The organism is Paenibacillus sp. P13VS (assembly GCF_015143645.1).
Classification (GTDB): Bacteria; Bacillota; Bacilli; order Paenibacillales; family Paenibacillaceae; genus Paenibacillus; species Paenibacillus xylanilyticus_A.
Window position 1 is genome coordinate 233,222 of sequence record NZ_WYEV01000005.1, and the last position, 20,964, is coordinate 254,185.

Annotated in this window: 16 protein-coding genes; 5 read left to right on the forward strand and 11 right to left on the reverse strand. The window is 50.0% G+C overall.

What is annotated here, in order from left to right; genetic code table 11:
• Positions 1-64: 64 nt before the first annotated feature.
• A complete protein-coding gene (locus GUA98_RS14825; RefSeq protein ID WP_193723722.1) occupies positions 65-1,792 on the reverse strand; it encodes a glutamine--tRNA ligase/YqeY domain fusion protein in 1,728 nt (575 codons plus the stop codon).
• Between the two features lie 191 nt (positions 1,793-1,983).
• On the opposite strand from GUA98_RS14825, the gene GUA98_RS14830 reads away from it, so the two are divergent.
• The 3 genes from GUA98_RS14830 to GUA98_RS14840 all read left to right on the forward strand — a co-directional run bounded on the left by GUA98_RS14830 (position 1,984) and on the right by GUA98_RS14840 (position 3,618).
• Positions 1,984-2,241, forward strand: a complete 258-nt coding sequence (locus GUA98_RS14830) for a DUF2164 domain-containing protein (RefSeq protein WP_095291132.1) — start codon at positions 1,984-1,986, stop codon at positions 2,239-2,241.
• A gap of 32 nt (positions 2,242-2,273) precedes the next feature.
• A complete protein-coding gene (locus GUA98_RS14835; protein WP_095291130.1) occupies positions 2,274-2,822 on the forward strand; it encodes a GNAT family N-acetyltransferase in 549 nt (182 codons plus the stop codon).
• 214 nt (positions 2,823-3,036) lie between these two features.
• On the forward strand, positions 3,037-3,618 hold the full coding sequence (locus GUA98_RS14840; protein ID WP_193723568.1) for a hypothetical protein: 582 nt from the start codon (positions 3,037-3,039) through the stop codon (positions 3,616-3,618).
• Between the two features lie 136 nt (positions 3,619-3,754).
• Here GUA98_RS14840 and GUA98_RS14845 read toward each other — a convergent pair whose 3' ends face one another.
• Positions 3,755-4,543, reverse strand: coding sequence for an SDR family oxidoreductase (locus GUA98_RS14845; protein ID WP_193723569.1), 789 nt, complete (start codon positions 4,541-4,543; stop codon positions 3,755-3,757).
• A 26-nt stretch (positions 4,544-4,569) separates the two neighbouring features.
• On the reverse strand, positions 4,570-5,073 hold the full coding sequence (locus GUA98_RS14850; RefSeq protein WP_193723570.1) for a GNAT family N-acetyltransferase: 504 nt from the start codon (positions 5,071-5,073) through the stop codon (positions 4,570-4,572).
• 196 nt (positions 5,074-5,269) lie between these two features.
• Between GUA98_RS14850 and GUA98_RS14855 the strand changes: the two genes are divergently transcribed.
• Entirely contained in the window at positions 5,270-6,451 is a 1,182-nt protein-coding gene (locus tag GUA98_RS14855; protein ID WP_415753032.1) for a methyltransferase domain-containing protein, read from the forward strand.
• Between the two features lie 140 nt (positions 6,452-6,591).
• Here the strand turns inward: GUA98_RS14855 and GUA98_RS14860 are convergent, their stop codons facing one another.
• The 3 genes from GUA98_RS14860 to GUA98_RS14870 form a co-directional block, all read right to left on the reverse strand.
• Complete coding sequence (locus GUA98_RS14860; RefSeq protein WP_193723572.1) at positions 6,592-9,972, reverse strand: GH36-type glycosyl hydrolase domain-containing protein; 3,381 nt, start codon at positions 9,970-9,972, stop codon at positions 6,592-6,594.
• A 129-nt stretch (positions 9,973-10,101) separates the two neighbouring features.
• Entirely contained in the window at positions 10,102-10,869 is a 768-nt protein-coding gene (locus GUA98_RS14865) for an alpha/beta hydrolase (protein WP_193723573.1), read from the reverse strand.
• A 118-nt stretch (positions 10,870-10,987) separates the two neighbouring features.
• The gene (locus GUA98_RS14870) at positions 10,988-12,004 is read right to left on the reverse strand and encodes a LacI family DNA-binding transcriptional regulator (RefSeq protein ID WP_193723574.1); all 1,017 of its coding nucleotides are present in this window, start codon (positions 12,002-12,004) and stop codon (positions 10,988-10,990) included.
• Positions 12,005-12,590: 586 nt separating this feature from the next.
• Between GUA98_RS14870 and GUA98_RS14875 the strand changes: the two genes are divergently transcribed.
• Entirely contained in the window at positions 12,591-14,303 is a 1,713-nt protein-coding gene (locus GUA98_RS14875; protein WP_193723575.1) for an ABC transporter ATP-binding protein, read from the forward strand.
• Between the two features lie 98 nt (positions 14,304-14,401).
• Here the strand turns inward: GUA98_RS14875 and GUA98_RS14880 are convergent, their stop codons facing one another.
• The 5 genes from GUA98_RS14880 to GUA98_RS14900 all read right to left on the reverse strand — a co-directional run bounded on the left by GUA98_RS14880 (position 14,402) and on the right by GUA98_RS14900 (position 20,837).
• Positions 14,402-15,316 carry a class I SAM-dependent methyltransferase gene (locus GUA98_RS14880; RefSeq protein ID WP_193723576.1) on the reverse strand — a complete coding sequence of 305 codons (915 nt, stop codon included), beginning with the start codon at positions 15,314-15,316 and terminating at the stop codon, positions 14,402-14,404.
• Positions 15,317-15,512: 196 nt separating this feature from the next.
• Positions 15,513-16,736, reverse strand: a complete 1,224-nt coding sequence (locus GUA98_RS14885; protein ID WP_193723723.1) for an MFS transporter — start codon at positions 16,734-16,736, stop codon at positions 15,513-15,515.
• A 172-nt stretch (positions 16,737-16,908) separates the two neighbouring features.
• The gene (locus tag GUA98_RS14890) at positions 16,909-18,972 is read right to left on the reverse strand and encodes a molybdopterin-dependent oxidoreductase (protein WP_193723577.1); all 2,064 of its coding nucleotides are present in this window, start codon (positions 18,970-18,972) and stop codon (positions 16,909-16,911) included.
• A gap of 391 nt (positions 18,973-19,363) precedes the next feature.
• Complete coding sequence (locus tag GUA98_RS14895; RefSeq protein WP_193723578.1) at positions 19,364-20,203, reverse strand: formate/nitrite transporter family protein; 840 nt, start codon at positions 20,201-20,203, stop codon at positions 19,364-19,366.
• A 163-nt stretch (positions 20,204-20,366) separates the two neighbouring features.
• Positions 20,367-20,837 (reverse strand): DinB family protein, encoded by a 471-nt coding sequence (locus tag GUA98_RS14900; RefSeq protein WP_193723579.1) that lies wholly within the window; start codon positions 20,835-20,837, stop codon positions 20,367-20,369.
• Between the last annotated feature and the right edge of the window lie 127 nt (positions 20,838-20,964).

The window sequence follows — 20,964 nt, forward strand, 5'->3', positions numbered from 1 at the left end:
TACGACAAAGGGCGTCTCCACGCAGCTATTGCGCAGAGACGCCCTTTTATTTATTTCATGTATCTTATGCCTTCGGCAGTTGGAACGAGCTTTTCAGCGATACGACCCGGTTGAATACAGGGCGGCCTGGCTCCGAATACTTCGGATCCACACTGAAATATCCGTGGCGGAAGAACTGGAATTTATCCTGTGCTTTCGCCTCCTGCATCTCTTGCTCCACATACCCGTGAACGATCTCAAGGGAATTCGGGTTCAATTGATCCAGGAATGTTTTTTCCGGTTGCTCTTCCACGATCTCAGCCCCGGCTACTTCTGCTTCTACATCAGCATCCGGTGCTTCTGCCAAGATCAATGGCTCATACAGACGGAATTCAGCCGGAACAGCCTGGCTTGCTTCCACCCAGTGGATGGTTCCTTTGACTTTACGGCCTGTGAATCCACTGCCGCTCTTCGTTTCCACATCATAAGTACAATGAATCTCGGTCACTTTGCCTTCGGCATCCTTGATCACATCGTTACATTTGATGAAGTACGCATGTTTCAGTCGAACCTCATTACCAGGGAACAGACGGAAGTATTTGTTCGGCGGATTTTCCATGAAGTCGTCTTGCTCAATGTAGATCTCGCGGGAGAACGGAATTTTACGACTGCCCATCTCCGGATTTTCCACATTGTTCTCTGCTTCCAGCCACTCCACTTCCCCTTCAGGGTAGTTGGTGATGACCACTTTCAGCGGGTGCAGAACAGCCATCGTGCGCGGAGCTTTCAGCTTCAGATCCTCACGGACAAAGTGTTCCAGCGTTTGCAGGTCAATTACGCCCTGACTTTTCGAAATGCCTGTCTCGAAGACAAAATCACGAATCGCTTCCGGTGTGTAACCCCGGCGACGGAGACCCGAAATCGTTGGCATGCGCGGATCGTCCCATCCATCCACATGTCCTTCGTCGACAAGCAATTTCAGTTTCCGTTTGCTCGTTACCATCTGGGACAGATTCAGGCGACCGAATTCATACTGATGCGGCTGACTCTCCATCTCACATTCAGCGATAACCCAATCATAGAATGGGCGTTGATCCTCAAATTCCAGGGAACAGAGGGAATGTGTGACACCTTCAATGGCATCTTCCAGCGGATGAGCAAAGGCATACATCGGATAGATACACCATTTGTCACCCGTGTTGTGGTGATGTGCATGAGCGATACGGTAGATGACCGGATCACGCAAGTTGATATTAGGCGAAGCCATATCGATCTTCGCACGCAGCACTTTTTCTCCATTTTGGAACTCGCCTGCACGCATCCGTGCGAACAGATCCAGGTTCTCTTCAACGGAACGATCACGATACGGGCTGTTCTTGCCCGGTTCAGTCAGTGTGCCGCGCATTTCACGAATTTCATCGGCGCTTTGGTCGTCGACGTAGGCCTTTCCTTTTTGGATCAGCAGGACAGCACGGTTGTACATTTCGTCAAAATAGTCCGAGGCAAAACGTTTCTCGTTCCACTCAAAGCCGAGCCATTTGACATCCTCCTGAATGGATTGTACGTATTCCACATCTTCCTTCACCGGATTCGTGTCGTCAAAGCGCAGGTTCGTCTTGCCGCCGAATTCAGCGCCCAGCGTGAAGTTGATCCAGATGGCCTTGGCATGGCCAATATGCAGATAACCGTTCGGTTCCGGAGGAAAACGGGTAATGACTTCCTGGACTTTTCCTGACCGGAGATCTTCGGTAATAATATTTTTGATAAAGTTAGGAGGGGTTGTACGATTGTCCACAGGTATCAAACCTTTCATGAATTGATTGGAGCTTTCAGAAATTACAAAGTGTTTCATCTAAATATACCTTTAACGAGGGACGAGTTCAATAAAGAACGGCACCAAAGTCCGGATTGCCTGTATGCAAGATAGGCCAAAAACCATTTTGACGGGTTCGCACGAATCATGTAGCATGATAGTAAAAACAAAATATAGGGAGGGATTCCCACTTGAACACGCTGAAACTGACCAAAGAACAGCAGGATGAAGCCATTCGCACGATCCAGTCGTATTTCCAAGAGGAACGCGGCGAAGAACTTGGCGACCTGGCCGCTTGGGGGGTGCTCGATCTGTTTATGACGAAGCTCGCTCCCTACATATATAATCAGGCTCTCAGTGATGCTCGCACCACCGTGAATCAACGCATGGCCTCCATGGAAGAGGATCTGTTTGCTTTGGAGCGCAAACTGCCCTCTGCTTCCCGCTAAACCACTACTTATAAAGAAAGAAGGTTGCACTCATGTTTACCTATTCATTGGATGAATATACCGAACTCCGTCCACTCTCTATAGAGCACACGAAGCCGCTGTTTGAACTTACGGATCGTTCCCGCGATCAATTGAGACACTGGCTTCCATGGGTGGACCATGTCACCGAAATTGAACATACCTCAAGTTTCATTAACAACGCACTGAAGCAGGCTGCCGAGAACGGAGGCTTCACCGCAGGTGTATGGCTGAAGGGCGAGCTCGCTGGCATTATCGGATTTCACGAAATTAACTGGACCAATCGTTCGGTAAGCATTGGATACTGGCTTGGCAAGGGCTTTGAAGGACAGGGACTCATGACCAGCGCTTGTCGTGTTCTGGTCGATTATGCTCTGGTCACCCTGGACCTGAACCGGGTCGAGATTCGTTCAGCTACGAACAACAAGCGCAGCCGCGCCATCCCTGAGCGTCTTGGATTTGTCCTGGAAGGCGTTATTCGTCAGGCAGAGAAACTGCCTAAGGGATACGTCAATCATGCCGTGTACGGCATGCTGCAGCATGAATGGGAGCTTCTACGCTAACCACGCATACATATGGATACAACATGGAATGCCCCTATCTGCACGAAGCTGCCTTCATGCAGATAGGGGCATTTTGGATTGGGGCGACAAAATTCAACTTTTACTGCCCCTTAAGGTCATTTTCAGCCTCTCTTCATCCTGGATGCCTAAGATAACGTTGTGGGTTCTTGCCCCATACCCTACACCACTATACTGAGAAAGAGGATGATCGCTGATGAAGAGAAGCAGAACATCAAGAACCATGATGATTACCAGCACGATGGCTTTGACGATCGCGCTTGGCGGAGGATGGTTTGCAAATACCACTGCGAGTGCCGATCCTGCTGCAGGCACTTCCGCTCAGAAGAAAAATGCCAGCCCCGCAACGAATTCACATACATCAAAATCATCAAAATCCATAAATGCTAACAAGGGAGCCGGGCATGGCCGATACACCGATGAACTGGTCTCCGCCCTCGGCGTAACAGCAGACGAGCTGAAGGAAGCCCGCAAGGCAGGCAGTACGATTGCCGAGATCGCTGCCAGCAATCAGGTGGACGTGCAGACTGTAATCGACAAGCTAGTCGCTGCCGGGAAGAGCGAGCTGCAGCAGCAGCTGACTGACGGGAATATTACACAAAGCCAGTATGACCAACGGGTAGCCGGCCTGAACGAACGGGTGACGGACTTGGTAAACGGCGTATTGCCGGAAGCACGACAAGGTTCTAGAGGCAAGCGTGGCGAGGCATCAGGAACTGAATCTGATTCGGGCAGCTCAGACGAATCCACCAGCACGAACAGCACGGATCAAGCCTGATGGATCGTGCCAGCTCGTTTGTATGATTCTACATGTTTTAGATCAAAAACCCTCTGTCTTCACCTATGGTGTGACAGAGGGTTTTACATGGTTCCTATATATAACCGGAACTCTTCAGACAAGTTACCTTTTCATCTTAGAGAGCTCGTACCATACCGCCATCCACCACTAGCGAAGTACCCGTAATGTAGGTATTGGCCCCGGATAACAGGAACACAACGGCTTTGGCGAACTCTTCGGGCTGACCGTATCGTCCCAGAGGGATTTCCTTGCGGAACTGTTCGGCTACCTCTTCTTCACTAATTCCATTCTGCTCTGCGCGGGCTGTGTCGAGTTCACGTATCCGATCAGTTCCGATTCGTCCGGGTGCCACCGTATTGATCAGAATCCCATAAGGGGCAAGCTCCTGTGACAACGTCTTCGCCAGACCAAAGACACCTGTGCGGAACGTGTTGGACAGTATCAGCCCCGGAATTGGCTGTTTCACCGAGGTTGAAGCAATATTCACAATATGTCCGCCGTTGGTCTTCATATAAGGGAGGGCCCCACGAATCATACGTACATAGCTCATAACATTCAACTCAAATGCACGTTCCCAATCTTCATCTGTCAATGATTCAAATGTTCCCGAAGGAGGACCGCCAGAGTTATTCACCAGAATATCAATCTGCCCGAACAGCTCCCCTGTCTTATGGATTAATGCGTTAATGTCTTCCTTGCGTGTAACATCCGTAACGCAGTATTCAACGCGTCCTCCGCCGTCCAGTTCCAGCAGTTCTTGCTTGACGGCTGCGAGCTTCTCCTCGTTCCTGCTCGCAAGCATCACATCTGCGCCTTCTGCGGCCAGCTGTGCTGCCACCGCCTTGCCCAGTCCCTGACTGGATGCAAGCACCAGCGCTTTTTTATCCCGAAGTCCCATATCCATTATATTGTTCCTCCTTCGTCATCGAACTACCGTTCATTCCGGATAAAATAACTCATGAGAATATCGTCCACGTACTTCCCGGCGATATAAAATTCCGACACCAGTCGGCCCTCCGTCTCAAATCCACATTGGGTATAAAAAGCTATCGCTCCCGGATTGCTCGACAGCACGCGAAGACGCAGCTTATGAATTCCCTGTTCACGAGCATATTCTTTCATGGCATGCATCAGGGACGTGGCCACGCCACTGCGCCGATCATTGGGGTGGACAGCAATATTAATCTCGTAGACATGACGATTGACAGGCATCCCCGTAGGCGGATAAAAACCCACATAGCCGCAGACCCGTTCTCCCTGAACGGCAACCAGCTGACTGCCGGGTGGACAATGCTGCAGAAATTGCTGTCTGGACTTCCAATGGAATGGCGCTGGAGAGGTATGTATATCCCACACGAGAGCATCCATGTCCATTAGTTGGGGTGCATCCTTCATCTCGGATGGCCGAATTTTATACATTTGGCGGGTAAGCATCGCATTTCAACCTTTCATACAGGTAATTACATTATCGCAGCGCGTTGCATGGCCCTTGGATTATAGCTGAGGGATGCCACTAGCGCATATTTTTCATTTGATTATATTGTAGCACAGCCCTAAGCCCGAACTAAAATGGGGATCTCTACTTAACCTTTACGTTACGTCATCGTTTATACTAATTGTCATGAAGGAGGTGCGGCCCTTGAATATCAAAGAGGCGGCAGGCAGGCTTGGCATATCCCCCAGAGCGATTCGTTTTTACGAGGAAAAAGGATTAATTCTTCCCGCCAAGCAGGCCAGCAATGGATACCGGAGCTACACGGAAAATGACATCTGGCGGCTTCAGACGATTGCCGCACTGCGGGAGATCGGCATGTCACTTCAAGATATTACTCAGGCGCTCGGTGAGATTGATCAAGGCAACCAGCAGCGGCTGGAGGAATATCTGGAGCTGCAGCAGGCCGTCATGTATGCCCAGTGGGTTGAACTGAAACGCATGCTGGATACAACCCAGCGCATGATTGATCTCAATCGTCAGGACGGCCCGCTGGATGTTAGCCATCTCCATGAGCTCGCAGACAGTTCCCGCCGCCTGCGGGAAGCACGCCAGAACTGGCATGATCGATGGAACTATGATACCCAGGCAGCTATTCATGATGAGCGTGTTCACGCGAAAAGCGACTGCATCCCTGAATCTTCCCTATCTCCCCCATCTTTCCCGGAGGAAGCAGGTAGCATGCCTTATAACGAATCCAGGGACGCCTTAGAACACCAGGATACCAAGAAAGCCCCGTCGTCTTCCTTTTACCTGTATCACAACTATGACGAGGCGCTGGAGCAGACTGCAAATTGGATCTCCCCTGTTCCTGGTGAACACGGACTTGATATCGGAACAGGTACAGGTAATCTTGCAGGCAAGTTATTGGAACGCCAAGCCATCATGACAGGAATTGACCAGTCCAGAGAAATGCTGCGTACATGCCGTACCAAGTATCCCGGGATGCATGTGAAGCTGGGGAACTTCCTGGCGCTTCCTTTTGCCGATCAGACCTTTGATTTTCTTGTATCCAGCTTCGCCTTCCATCATCTGAGTCCGGACCAGCAGCAGCTGGCACTGCAGGAGATGCAGCGGGTATTAACCCCGCGGGGACGAATCTGTCTAACCGATCTCATGTTTGCGGATGTACTTCACCGCGAAGCTTATATAAGACAAGCTGAGGCAGATGAAAACGGTGACCAGCTGCTTGCCATAAGAGAACGCCATTTCCCCCTGCTGGATGAATTAACCGGTTGGCTTGAGTCGCATGGTTACGTTACGAAAACCGTTCGTCACAATGAGCTGCTGCATACGATGCTGGCAGTTCCGCTGCGTTAATAAAGTTGATCAGTCAGCGTGTGCTCCACATAAGACACAGGCCGTGGACCATTGTCTCTTACTTATATAGAAAAAGACCATCCTGCCTGTTAAGGAGGATGGCCTTTCATTACACTCAAGCATCAAGTATAAGAAGTGAGTTACATATAAATATCCACGATGGTACGGTCCGAAGTACGCAGCTGTCTGAACTCATCCAGTGAGATGCAGACTCCGCCCTGACGGTAACGGTTCGCCGTAACTTCTGTACGGATCTCCTTGCCGTTTACGGTTACGCGGTTAACCGCTCCTTCGTTCAGGTGATAGATAAACGTTACCGGTTCACCTGCATATTCAAATTCGAATTGCATGCCGTCCAGCTCAGCTGGCAAGACAGGGTCAATGACCAGATCTCCACCTTCCTGACGGATACCAAGTGCATTCGAGATCAGCTGGTTCATGTAGATCCCCGGGCCGCTGGAGTAGATTCTCCATCCACCCTTCACCTGCACGGTACCTTTGCGCAATTGATCAAAATGCTCCTGCGCCTCATAACGTGTGTTGAATTTGCCGTCGGAACTGCTGAAGTACGCATTGGCTTGACGGATCTCTGCGTTAGGCACAACCTCACCGATGCCAACCGGATTGATCATCGCCAGTCCATTCCATACCTGATCGGTCTTACCGAGCTTGGCCATCGCTTCCACATAACGAATGTGGGCGTGTACGTACTGCAACCCGATCTCGCGTCCGAAGTTGGATGCCTGTTCTGCTCGCTTGAAGTGGCTGCTTACACCGCCGGCATATTGAGCCGGACGATTCATCAAGCGCACGCCATCCGGGCACAGGAAATGCTCGCGAATCAGTGCATAATGCGATTCAGCTTGTTCTGCCGTTAGCAATTCACCGATCATGCTGCGTGTCATAGGCAGCAGACGATACTGAATGCCTGTCTCGGTATCGGTCGGATGCAGCATCAGCTTCGCCTGATCCGCCTCCTCCATGTACACAAAGCCCGGGATAACATCGGTTCCCAGCATGTAACGGTTGAAGTCTTCACGGATACCCTGAGCAAGAGCTTCAAGCTCCTCTGCGAAGGAAGCATCCTTGTATTTCAAAGCCTGTGACAGTACATTGACGGATTGATACGTCAGAGCTACCGTCCAGCTGCTCACCATAAACTGCTTGAGCTGTGCATTGGCTGGCTGCAGGGTATCGTCCCAGTCCCCATCGCCATAGGAAGACAGGAACGTATCGTGCAGGAAGTGCGAACGAATGTATTCGATCTCTTTCTTCGCATGATCCAGTACCGTTGCTGTGTCTTCCGTGAAGCCGAAGCTGTGTTTGACGGTATAAGGCACCTTCTCATCCAGAATCGCATAGTCGCGCGTCGCCGTCAGATAGTCTGCCAGCACTTTCAGCGGCCAGACGATGATATCGCCGTGACTCTCTTCCTGCTGGATGGCAAAGTATTTGTCAAACATGAACCATTGCGGCCAGTTGCCGTCATCCTCGTATTGGTGCGTGTAGACCATTTTGATGATGTCACGTACCTGCTCGTATTTTTGAGTAGCCATGAAGTATTCAACCGGACCCTGACATACGTCCCGTGTACCCCATGCTGCGCCGCCGTATTGCTCCAGACCGTGAGGCACAGAATAGTGAACCAGCATGTTGTGTGTGTACCACCAGGCCAAGGCATTCACTTTGAACAGATCCTCAGCACGCTGACCTTCCCCGCGGGACAAACGGAAGCCATTCATTACACCCGCAAAGAATTCGCGGTAAGCCTGTACTTCCTCTTCAAATGTAAGAGTTGATCCAGCTTCATCAGCTTGGCCTTCCAGTACACCCTGCACTTTAAGCGTCCACTCTGCACTCTCTTCCAGGCTAAGCGTAACGAGCGAAGCAGATCCACTGCGGATACCGCTTGCCAGCAGCGTCTCGTCGTCTGCGTTTATCGAGGCACCCTCTACAGACATGCGATATTGCAAGTCAGGATATGTGCCGGCACTGATTGCTTTTGGGTCCGCTTTGAAGACCAATGTATTACCATCCTGCGTCATGTGCAGTGGATATTCGTATTCGTTCACGTTCATTGTGATCTGGTTGGTTACCAGATAGCGATAGGCTTTACCGCTTGTAGAACGCACATTCATGCTCACTTCAGTTGTATGTGCACCTGTATAGTTCGTTACGATGAGTGTATCGGATTCAGTTTTGTACATCCAGCGCACATAGTTGAAGCCAATTTCGAACAATGACGGCATGGTGAGCAGACGATATTGCCCATCCATCTCTACATAAATGCGTTGTCCGGCAGTCTTCGGCACATTCAATGCATTGCGGGCGTTACTGATCATTTTGTTAAAATTGGTGTTCCCGATAACCAGCTGCGAATTGAAGATACCGTACATATAAGATGTTGTTGTAATAACCGGTGCTCCAAGCTTCACGTTGCCACCGCTCATCAGGATATGACCGTGAGGACGCTCCACCAGCAGTTCCTTGGCTTTCAGCACGATATGTTCGTAGCTGCCTGTGAAGAAGGATAGAAGTGAATCCTCATTACGCTCTTCCTGATGACGATCTGGGAACAGGTTCTTGATTTCCTCTTCCGTCATGTCCAGTGCCGCAAGCGGCACGCCCAGGCTGGAAGACAGCTTCACTTGCTCGAGTGTTTCACCGTGCTGAACTTCGAGATTCTGTACTGCGTCCCAAGCCGCAGCCACTTCATCTGCATACTCCAGGGCGGAGATGCCTTCTGGATGATTGGACTTCGCCAGTCCATAGAAGACAACCTCAGCTTCCCCGTTCAGATTCAGCAGCTCGGATTGCAGCGCCGTATAGGCGAACTCATATTGATAAGTCTCATTAGCCAGAGTTTTACGGCTGAGACTTTCCGGTTCATTGGTTTCCTTGTAGGACAGACCGAAGAACTGGAAGCCGTCTGTGGAGTAACCGACTGCCTTGGTCAAAGAACCCTGCTGCATATATGGGAATGCGCCGCCCTGTGGCTGGTTTTGACGGGAGCATACGACGTATCCCTTCGCTCCATCTTCAAAGACAGTATGGTCGATATACTGTGACAGATAGGCCTCGTTGCTGCGTACCGCACCCGGATCAGCCAGTCCAACATCCTGTCCGTAGACAATATCCACTCCGTTATGCTGCCCTTTCAGTTTTACATCCCAGAACCAAACGCCTTGCGATGTTGCCGTGAACACGACCTGATAACCGATGCCTTGTTCCTGGCCTTCCAATGGAATGCTGCCTTCCCAGATCAGCTGATGGTCTGGCTGAGTCTTGCTTGTAATCACCTTACTGTTCGAACGTGCACCCAGCAGCGGGTATGAGCTAATGTTCTCTCCCTCGTGTACTCGCAGGTACAGATTGTTCAGAGAACCATCGATCTGGTTGCTTAGCAGCTGGTTCAGCATGGTTGTACCGGATGTTGCCTGGTACAGGTCCCCACTGTTCAAAAAGGTAAACGTCAATTCCCCGGCAGTCAGCCGGATCGGTTCATTAATCATCGTTGTCATGTCTTTCACTCCTTCATTTAGTAAAAATCGAAACGTTTCGAATTGACCGAAAAAGAATAGGGTTCTTCTGCAAACCGACCTGTGAAAGGCCAATCCGGTTACGAACCCCTGGTTTTATTTTCACGCTGGCTATACCTGAACAGGCAACCATTCCAGAACACGCTTGATCTTCATATCCCAATAACTCCACTCATGGCCACCTGGCTCTTCCTCATACGTTACCTGTACATCCAGCTCCTTCATCGTATGCCGAAATATCTGATTGGCTTCGTACAGAAAATCTTCTGTTCCGCAGCATTGATACAATTGCGGGAACGCCGTCCCTGACGCAGCCAGCCTGCGGCTAACGGCCAGCAGATCGTCATCACTGCCTTCAATTCGCTCCGGACTCCCGAAGATGCTCTGCATTTCTGCAGGGGTGAAGTTCCCTTCGCCACGTACCCTGCTTGCCAGATCAAGTCCGCCCGAGAGGCTGGCTGCCGCAGCATATCGCTCCGGAAAACGCAGACCCAGCTTGAATGCACCATACCCGCCCATGGAAACACCTGTTACAAATGTATCTTCACGGCGGTCCGAGATGGGAAAGAGCGACTTCACGAATGCAGGCAGTTCCTCACTTATATATGTAAAATAAGACCCGCCCTGCTGCATATCCATATAGTAGCTTCTCCCTGCCGACGGCATCACAACCGCAATTCCCCGGGCCTCGGCCAAGCGTTCGATGGATGAATGCCTTGTCCATTCGGAGTGGTCTGCACCGCGCCCATGCAGCAAATACAGGACAGGCAGTTTTCCATTCCGACTTGCGCGAAGCGGTGAATGCTCAGGCAGTATAAGTGTAATGTCTGTAGACACGCCAAGACTTTCGGCGAACAACTGGCATTGGATCAAAGCCATTGCTTCATCTCCTGTTCAACGAGATTTACGTAATGATCATTAGATTATTTATTTATTTGAGAATCGGTCCCTTATGCTCCAGGCATACCAGGAAAAATATCCATCCAAACCCTTCTTCTTACGCGGGCTGGGTACCCGACTCTGCCTGCACAGAGCGTACGGACTCACGTTCCACCATATCAATCGTCAACGTATACGATGGGTTCACGGCTTCACCATTCAGCATCTGGAACAGCAGATGTCCTGCAAGTGATCCGGCCTCGTGCTTCGGCTGCCTTACGGTAGTGAGGGGAGGACGAACGAATTCAGACAATTGAATGTCATCAAACCCGATAACCGAAATATCTTTTGGCACGGATATGCCGCTCTCTTCCAGTGCCTTCAAACCACCTATAGCCATTTCGTCATTCCCGTAAAATACAGCGGTTGGAAGCTCGCCCTGCATAATCATCATTTTGGTTGCACTATGCCCGCCTTCACGAACGAAATTGCCGCTTAGACGCCATTTGGATTTCTCCTCAAGCCCTGCTTCCTGCATGGCTCTCAAGTATCCTTGGTAACGCAGGGCATTATCATACGAGTTGGATGGACCACTAATGTAGGCAATCTTCCGGTGCCCCTCATTGATCAGGTGACGCGTAGCCAGGTATCCACCTTGTTCACCGTCAACCAGCACATTGACCAGATGGTCACCCGACAGATGACGATCCATTACAATAATAGGAAAACGCTGCCCCGCAGATTCCACCAAAATGTCATCATGGATGTTGTGTGCGAGTACAATCGCACCATCCACTCTTTTTTCCCGCAAAAACCGGACCGCAGTCGAATCACGGCCACCCATCGAACTGCATGCAATCAGATCATAGCCATTCGCAAGCGCCACATCCTGAACACTGCGAATCAACTCCGAGTAATACGGACCCGAAAGATCAGTCAGAATTAACGCAATCGTATTCGTCCGGCTCCGTTTCAGGTCCATGGCAAAGCCGTTTTTGCGATAATTCAGTTCCCGGGCTGCCTCCAGCACTTTTGCCTTGGTCTTGGCGCTAACCTTGCTGTCCCCGTTTAATGCATAGGAAGCGGTCGAGAGCGCCACACCTGCCAGCTTTGCCACATCCTTGATCGTTGCCATTCCACGCTCGCTCCTTCTAACTTGACCAATTATAAGTTACCTACATTTTATACTGTAAATGGTTGTGACAACCACCAAATTCTATACTTTATCATTGAATGATAGCCGTTTCTATTCAATCGAAACGTTTCGAAGCGATATCAAAAAAAATTCTTCCAATTTGACTTCTTGCCCAACGGCTCATTCGGACCAGCTTTAACTGGAGATCCATTAGCATCGAGACAAGCCTTTCCATGTACAACTCAACAGGCAGTTCCTTACAAAGATCGTATGGACATGCTTCTTGGCAAGACATTGAAACGTTTCGACATTTTCATTATAGTCGGTGTTGATAGCGATTTCAACCTCTTTATTCATTTTCACCGAAATAAATGCCGTTGGCAATGGTTAAGTCTATGAGATTGAAGAAGACAAATTTTACGGAATGATCCACTATCGGTTATTGAACAGCTGCAGACTATATTGCACAAAATAACATTGTCCATGGAACATTGATCATAGTTGTCCATTTACAAATGTAAAATCTTCCTCTATGTTATTAATGAGAATAATAATCATTATTGATTATCACAGGGGGGAAATACATATGCTTCGCCGTTTCATGGCGTATTACCGTCCTTACAGAGGACTTTTTATTCTGGATTTCTCTTGTGCCATTGCAGCTGCCCTGCTGGAACTCGTGTTTCCGCTGGCAGTAAACCAGGTGGTGGACAAGCTGCTCCCTGAGGGCAACTGGTCCATGATTCTAACCGCATGTGCCGCATTGCTCGGCATCTATCTGCTCAGTTCCTTTTTCCATTTTGCAGTCACCTATTGGGGACATAAGCTGGGGATTAACATTGAGTCCGATATGCGGAGAGAACTGTTCACGCGTGTACAGAAGCAGTCCTTCCGCTTCTTCGACAATAACAAGACAGGCCACCTCGTTTCACGTATGACCAATGATCTGATGGATATCGGAGAGATTGCACACCATGGACCGGAGGATCTATTCATTGCCCTGATGACGCTGGCAGGTGCCTTCGGCATCATGCTCAGTATCAACTGGCAGCTCGCCGTACTGACCTTCATCATCGTGCCGCTGATGATCTACCTGTCCCTGTATTTCAGCCGCAAAATGTCCAGTGCCTTCAAACGCATGTTTGCCGATATAGCAGACTATAATGCTCGGGTCGAGAACACGGTCAGCGGAATCCGTGTGGTACAGGCTTTTGCCAATGAAAATCATGAAATCGGTCGTTTTACTGAAAATAACGAACGCTTCCGCCTCACCAAACTAATCACCTACCGCATTATGGCGTGGAACTCCTCGCTTAGCTTTATTTTGATGAAGTTCGTCTCACTGTTTGTGCTGGTATGCGGAACATGGTTTGTCATTCAAGGAAGCATGACCTACGGGGAATTTATCGCCTTCGTAATGCTGTCGAATATATTCCTGGGTCCGATCAAACAGATTAACTCTGTCATCGAAACCTATCCGAAAGGCATTGCTGGTTTCAAGCGTTATCTGGAACTGCTGGAAGCTGTGCCAGATGTAGAAGATACACCGCAGGCCAAGCCCATCACAAGCGTAAGTGGAGATATCGCTTTCCATAATGTTAGCTTTTCCTATGGTGAACATAAGCCTACATTGGACCAGGTCAATCTGGAGATTCAAGCCGGGCAGACCGTCGCACTGGTTGGACCCTCCGGAGCGGGCAAATCCACGCTGTGCAGCCTAATCCCGCGCTTCTATGATGTGGATGCAGGCCATATCACCATTGACGGCATTCCGGTGAAGGATATGACGCTGGAGTCGCTGCGCTCCAATATCGGCATTGTACAGCAGGACATATTCCTGTTTGACGGGACCATTCGTGAAAATATTGCCTACGGCAAATTGAATGCATCGGATGAGGATATCTGGGAAGCCATCCGCCGGGCACAATTGGAAGAGCTGGTACGGTCACAACCGGAAGGACTCGACACCATGATTGGTGAACGCGGCGTGAAATTGTCCGGAGGACAGAAACAGCGCCTGTCCATCGCGCGCATGATCCTGAAAAATCCGCCGATCCTTATTCTGGACGAAGCAACTTCGGCACTGGATACTGAAACAGAAGCTGCCATTCAGCTGGCGCTGTCTGAGCTTGCCCAGGGACGTACAACACTTGTTATTGCGCACCGACTGGCAACCATTCGGCATGCGGACCGCATTATTGTCGTGGAGAACGGTGGCGTAGCCGAACAGGGCAGCCATGATGAACTTCTCGAACGAGAAGGCTCCTATAGCAGACTGCATCAGGCGCAATTCGGATAAGGTGCTTCATTATTTAGCTCAAATACCCTTCCCCCTGACTTATTGGAGGAAGGGTATTTTACTAATTTAGAGTATGCCAAGCTACACCTTAAATTAGCTTAATTTTTTACAACATGGATAAAATGAATGGTCTCGAACGCAGACAAGTCATCCGTCCGATTATTGAAGTATCGCTGCTGAATATCATCTGGCGACAGGTGCTCATAAATGAGCAGTCCTGCATCCGAGAGCAGGCCTTCGATCTCGTGATACGCGAAACAGGATTGCATTGGCTCACCGGAGGACGCTGCCAGCTTCAACATGTTCTCTACCCGATTAAAGATGCCTTTCTCCTCAAAGAGTCGTTCATCTGCATAATCCAGTACCATCGAGCTTCCAGATGGAAGGTTGGCGAAAGCCTGCCGCAAAAGATTGAACAATACCTCTTTGGGCAGGTAATACGAAACGCCAAGCAGGCTGAGGAACGTTTTCTGATTTTTAAAACCTTTGCTGGTCAGATTTTCATAAGCAAACCCATGCGCAAAGTCCATTGGGATCAAGTGCAAGTTGTCTGGGATCGACAGGTTCGCCCAACTCAGCCTATCACTCTTAAACTGCTGCGTGGCCGGATGGTCGACTTCAAAAATATGCAGACTGTCACTCAGTTCCGGGGTTCTTAACGCAAAGGTATCCATTCCTGCTCCCAGAATGACGTATTGTTTGGCTCCCAGGTTGACTTCGTGAAGCAGCACCTGCTCGCAATAGGCTGCCCTCGCCAAAGCAATGGGAGACAACTGGACTTGGGTGATCCACCTCAATATTTTATCGGGGTCCTCCTTCACCATATCGGCCATTTCGGGATTAAAAAAATGAATGCCCTGCACCATTTGCTCCCGAATCTGTTCAAACTCCTGTGGAGAAATCAGAGCCTTGGCTAGGTGATCATTAAAAATCAGAGGTGAGTCATACTGGCTGTGATAGGCGCGGCCAAAGGCCGAGATCAAAGACGTAATGCTGGATTCATTTGGCTTCATATTTATCCTCCCGCATAACAAAATAAGGTCCCCCTGGCCAGGAGAACCTTAGTATATACGGAATTTTTTAATATGTAAATTATAGCATAAAAACACATTTTTGTCAATCAATATTTTATGGAACATGCAGACATGTTGGGTAAATCTTCTGCTCGTCCAACATGTCTGTTCCAATGATACTCCCGCCTAGAAGACTCTAGGTATCCAACCCATACTCCTTCACCTCACGGTGGCGATTCAGGACGGCATGAAGTGCAAAACCGAGCAGGGCCACCCCTGCCATCGCCGTTGCCAGCCAGGCAACCGAAATCAGGCCTTGTTTATCGTACATCACACCCATCACATATGGGCCAATGACACGACCAATCGATCCGATCCCGCCGGAGACTCCAATGTAAAATGGTGCCGCTCTGCCCGCATGGTCAGAGATAAAGGCAGGAGTTGCAGGTGAGATCAGCATTTCTCCAAAGGTCGCCAGCACCATCGCAAACACCATGCCCGGATAGCTGTACATCGTGATCATGACGATATAAGCCAATCCATAGAATATCGCACTCGCTGCCATCTGCGCAGTCGAGGTACGAGCCATGGTGCGTTTAACCCAACTCGTGAACGGTTGGCCCACGAAGATCAGAACCCCGTTCAGTGTCCAGAGCAGGCCGTACATTCGTTTCTCCATCCCTTCCGAGATGATATACGGCGATACACCGGTATTCCAGATGGAATTGCCAAACAGGATGAACAATACCCCCAGGCTCATAAACAGGTATAACCTGGTGTTGCCAAGCAGCGCCCAGATCCCGGGACCATTCTGGACCTTTTTGCGTTTCGTCAGATGCACTTCTCCCTGATCCGGCTCCACCCGCGATAGATAGTACCAGAAGAAGACGGCAAACCCGGCAGAGGTCACGCCATTCAGTACAAAGCTGAGGTGATAGGAAAAGTCAGCCAAGAAACCGCTGAGTGCCGTCCCAATCGCTACACCGATATTGTTCGCTACATAAATAATATTGAACAGCTCTCCACGCCGCTCCGCAAACCGAAAGCCAATAAAGGCCTGGATCGCAGGCAGCGACAAGGAACTGAACAAACCGATCCAGCCCATGGCACATATAAATACAACCCAGTACGCACTAATCCAGGGCAGGGCAAACAGCCCAAGTGCATTAAGGGCAAGTGATCCAATGATCAGCTTCTTCACGCCGACCCTGTGATATAATGCACCGCCAAGCAGCTGGCCGAAGATACCGCCAAGTGACTGGATCAAAATGACGAATCCTGCGTTAGCCATCGTCCGCCCGAGTTCATCAAATACGTACATTGTGGTCAGCGGCCACATCAAGGCACTCCCTGTTGCATTAACCAGACTTGCCAGCAAAAATACTTTGACTTCTTTTGGATATGTATCCAACCATCTCATCATCTTCATTCATTCTCCTTACTACCTTAAACGAACAAAACAAACCTCCACTCACGGCGGCTTAAACTACCTGAGCGGAGGCCATTTGTATTATTAAACATTGCCTTTTATTCTTGCTTCAAGGTTTATCCCTTGTTCATCTTACCTGAAAAGCCTCAATCTGCAAGTACACTCATTGACGCTTCACTTCGACAGTGGCCGAGAAGAACGTTGCCCCGTTGCCCATGTCCGACAGCCGATTGGATGTCAGTGAATTCACCCGCTGTTTCCGTCCGCTTCCATCCCACCATAGACCTTGGCTGATCACCGTACCCGGCAGCATGGATTCGCTCACCTTGGCAGTCAGTTCGATCCGTCCCCGGTCATTCCACACAACTACCGCATCGCCATCTTCAATGTTTCTGTGAGCCGCATCCTCCGGATGAATCTGCAGCATGGGCATTTTCTCCATACGTTGATGCTTCTCCGTATTGGCAAAGCTGGAATTCAGGAAATTGTGATTCGGTGGCGACAGGAACATGAGTGGATGCACATCATCAGGTCCGGCCGGATGTTCCCCGTCATACCCTTCAACGAGAGCACGATATGTAGGCAGCGGCGGAAGGCCTCTTTCTGCCATCGTTTCGGAATACAGCTCGATCTTACCGGATGGCGTAGGCAGCTGTTCCAGGAATGAATCATGCGACGACATGTCCAGTTTCACAAAACGATGCTCCTGAAGGGCCTCCAGCGTTACTCCGTTCATATAAGGATTACCTGTATCCGCCAGGGCGTCCGCAATCATCTGTTCCGGCGTCTCACCGAAGATCTCAGGGTCATATCCCATCGCCTGTCCCAGCAGCGAAAACAGTTCCACATTGCTCTTGCTCTCGCCAATTGGCGCAATGACCGGTTCCTGCAGATGAACATACTGATGCCAGTAGGACGTATACAGATCTGTCGCTTCAAACGAAGACTTGGCCGGCAGCACAATGTCTGCATACTTGGCCGTGTCCGTCATGAACAGATCATGCACAACGGTAAACAGATCTTCCCGTGCAAAACCTCGCTCCACCCGCTCGGTATCCGGTGCCACCACCAGTGGATTGCTGCAGTAGACCATCAACGCCCGGATCGGCTGCTGGTCTTCCAGCAATGCTTCGCCAATCCGGTTCATGTTCACAACCCGTGCTTCCGGGTTGCTCCGAAGCTCAGGGCGCTCCAGCGCATCGCTATTGGTGCTCGCATAGCTATTGGTGCGCACGGCTCCGCCGCCTCGCTTCAGCCATTGTCCCGTGATGGCAGGCAGACAGGCAATGCTTCGCACATTCATGCCTCCGTTGTCATGGTGCTGAAGACCGTTGCCGATGTGAATATGTGCCGCCTGTGCGTTTCCGTACAGCTCAGCCAGCTTCACGATATCTGCTTCCGGTACACCCGTAATACGAGCGACTCGTTCAGGGGTATAGTCGCGGACATGATCACGCAGTGTCTCATGACCCACAGTGTACTTTTGCATAAAGGCCTCGTCCGTCAGGCCCCGGTCAAACAGTACATTCATCAATCCCAGTGCGAGTGCGCTGTCTGTTCCGGGGTAGAGCGGAATAAACCAGTCTCCCCATTGAGCTGTACGATTCCGGTGAACATCGATGACCACGATTTGGGCACCCTTTTTGCGGGCCTTTTCAGCCAGGACAACCTGGTGCATGTTTGTACTGACAATGTTGCCTCCCCAGACCAGAATCAGGTCCGCATGCTCCGTATCTTCGGGCACAGTTCCCCGATTGGCGCCCATCGTATATTTCCATCCGGTATTCCCGGCCGCATTGCAGATCGTTTGCTCCAGCATACTTGCACCAAGTGCATTGAAGAAACGACGGTCCATCCCGTCTACCCCAAGGATCCCCATGTTGCCGTAGAAGCTGTATGGCAGGATACTCTCGGATCCATACTTCGCGGATATAGAGCTGAATTTTCCCGTAATCTCATGGATAGCTTCATCCCAGCTTATACGTTCGAACCTGCCTTCGCCTTTTGCGCCGACACGTCTCATTGGATATTGCAGCCGCTCGGGGTGATATATCCGCTCCGCCATGTTTCTGACTTTATTACAGATGGCACCTTTCGTAATCGGATGGTCAGGGTTGCCCGCCACCTTCACGATTTTTCCGTTCTCCTTATGAAGCAGCAGGCCGCAAGTATCCGGGCAGTCAAGCGGGCAAACCGCCGGAAACACGCCATTCTCCTGATCGATCATATGTACAAGTCCTCCCCATTTAAATCTATCCTTACATCATATAATTTTGGAGGTTATGACGTAAAGAGAACAGTCATGTTTTGTGCGCTCAGGCTTGTTGCCTTTAATCTTAAAAAAAGTTTTGGCCCCATGATTCATCCTCGAAATTCAGGGGTAAATTAAAAGCAAGGCATTAGGTTAGTGTTTCCCCACTTCCTCCTCATGCCATATCATGGACCACTCCCGAAATTCGCCATGAACAGGTTTCGTTCCCCCGAACCTTGTCATGGCGAATTTATTTTGTCTGTAAAAAAAGCGATCCCATCTTCGCCGGCCTACGGTATAACTTACACCGTGACCTCATGGCAATAGGGGATCGCTTTAATATATTCAGTTGAACATGTGCGAGCGATTATGCCTGTTTGCTCCACATCGGTCTGGCTTCCGGCTCTACTGTCTGAACAACCGCTTTGACCTCGGGTTCCGCCTTCCGCAGGTACACCATCCAGTAGGCAGCAGCAACGAACAATGCACCTCCCGTCAGATTACCGAGCCATACGGGGATGAAGTTCATGATGTACTGCCCCCATGAGTAGTGCCCTTCGAAGATGGCAGCCGGAATAAGAAACATATTGGCAACCACGTGCTGGAATCCAATTGCGACAAAGGCCATGGTCGGAAACCAGATGCCGAGCACCTTGCCGCTCATCGTATCCGAAGCATAAGACAGCCACACCGCCAGGGCTACCAGCCAGTTACACCCGATTCCGGATATAAACGCCTGTAGAAAGCCGTCATGCAGCTTGTGTCCCGCCATATCCACTACCTTGGTCAGGTACACACCTTCTCCTGTGAGACCAAGTACATGCCCAAACGCATATGCCACGAATAGTGCACCCAAAAAGTTTCCGATCGTGACCAAGGTAAGATTCTTCAGCATGCGGGCTACGGACAGTTTACGGGCCAGTGTGGCGAGCGGTACTGCCATCATGTTGCCTGTCAGCAGTTCTCCCCCGCCAATCAATACCAGGATCAAGCCCACGGGGAATACCGCTGCACCGATCAGGTTAACCAAGCTGCCCCATTCCGCCGGCGCGGAGGCAATCACGCGAATATCCAGCAGGAACCCAAGCGCAATGAATGCCCCTGCCAGAAAACTGAGAACGAGTACAGAGGACACCGGATTCTGTCCTTTCTTTATCCCCGTGTTCACCGTATATTGTGCAACCTCAAGAGGTGTTTTTGCTGCCATACCATCCTCTCCTTCACTGTTCATGAACGAAATCAGCTTACATCGTTGATAAGTTCATTGTATCGCGAAGGGTTCGGCAAGTTTGTTACTTTTATCACAAAGCCTTAAAAGTCCCTTGTTCCAGCTTCCGTGCTCTCTTGCTTGAGTGCAGCTGCTTGGTTACTTATTCTGTTCCCAGGTGATGATGTTCACCAAAAATTTGCTGCAGATGGTGCTGCAGATGCTGGACGTAATCTTGTGCCAGCCATTCCATTGTAACCACACTTCCATCCGGTAAGATGCACGTTGGTGATCCCCCTGTCTCCGGCATGCTGGATAGAACACGAATGACAGACTGATTCAGACTGATCCAGAGATTTAACACCTCTTCAATCGGTGCACTGATATATTGTTGGCTCTCTACCCATTGGTCTTGATGATAAGGTGTTATAGACAATGGTTCAGTCTGATGCTGCATTTGGACAAACCGGCTTACGTTATGAAGAGCCGAATCACATAAATGACCCAGAATCTGAAGACGCGACCATTTTCCTTCCATGCGTGGTTGTACAAGTTCATTTGCATTTAGTGCAAGAAACGAACGGGATACGGATTGCAGCAGAACTTTGAGCTCGGATACTGTATCTGTAAGCATGTTGTGAACCTCTCCTTCATGTTCATATCTATTGCGGTTGACCTCTAACCTGTTGTTAAATATAGCACCCATTTCTAGAACCAACTACATCAAGTTATATAAGAAAACTGCCGCATTTCTGCGGCAG

Bases quoted from the DNA above. Each gene is read 5' to 3' on its own strand.
- GUA98_RS14860 (WP_193723572.1), bottom strand. From the start codon at position 9,972: ATGACAACGATGATTAATGAACCGATCCGGCTGACTGCCGGGGAATTG.
- GUA98_RS14880 (WP_193723576.1), bottom strand. From the start codon at position 15,316: ATGAAGCCAAATGAATCCAGCATTACGTCTTTGATCTCGGCCTTTGGC.
- GUA98_RS14895 (WP_193723578.1), bottom strand. From the start codon at position 20,203: ATGGCAGCAAAAACACCTCTTGAGGTTGCACAATATACGGTGAACACG.
- GUA98_RS14900 (WP_193723579.1), bottom strand. From the start codon at position 20,837: ATGCTTACAGATACAGTATCCGAGCTCAAAGTTCTGCTGCAATCCGTA.
- GUA98_RS14875 (WP_193723575.1), top strand. From the start codon at position 12,591: ATGCTTCGCCGTTTCATGGCGTATTACCGTCCTTACAGAGGACTTTTT.
- GUA98_RS14890 (WP_193723577.1), bottom strand. From the start codon at position 18,972: ATGATCGATCAGGAGAATGGCGTGTTTCCGGCGGTTTGCCCGCTTGAC.
- GUA98_RS14845 (WP_193723569.1), bottom strand. From the start codon at position 4,543: ATGGATATGGGACTTCGGGATAAAAAAGCGCTGGTGCTTGCATCCAGT.
- GUA98_RS14850 (WP_193723570.1), bottom strand. From the start codon at position 5,073: ATGCTTACCCGCCAAATGTATAAAATTCGGCCATCCGAGATGAAGGAT.
- GUA98_RS14865 (WP_193723573.1), bottom strand. From the start codon at position 10,869: ATGGCTTTGATCCAATGCCAGTTGTTCGCCGAAAGTCTTGGCGTGTCT.
- GUA98_RS14825 (WP_193723722.1), bottom strand. From the start codon at position 1,792: ATGAAAGGTTTGATACCTGTGGACAATCGTACAACCCCTCCTAACTTT.
- GUA98_RS14870 (WP_193723574.1), bottom strand. From the start codon at position 12,004: ATGGCAACGATCAAGGATGTGGCAAAGCTGGCAGGTGTGGCGCTCTCG.
- GUA98_RS14885 (WP_193723723.1), bottom strand. From the start codon at position 16,736: ATGAGATGGTTGGATACATATCCAAAAGAAGTCAAAGTATTTTTGCTG.
- GUA98_RS14840 (WP_193723568.1), top strand. From the start codon at position 3,037: ATGAAGAGAAGCAGAACATCAAGAACCATGATGATTACCAGCACGATG.
- GUA98_RS14835 (WP_095291130.1), top strand. From the start codon at position 2,274: ATGTTTACCTATTCATTGGATGAATATACCGAACTCCGTCCACTCTCT.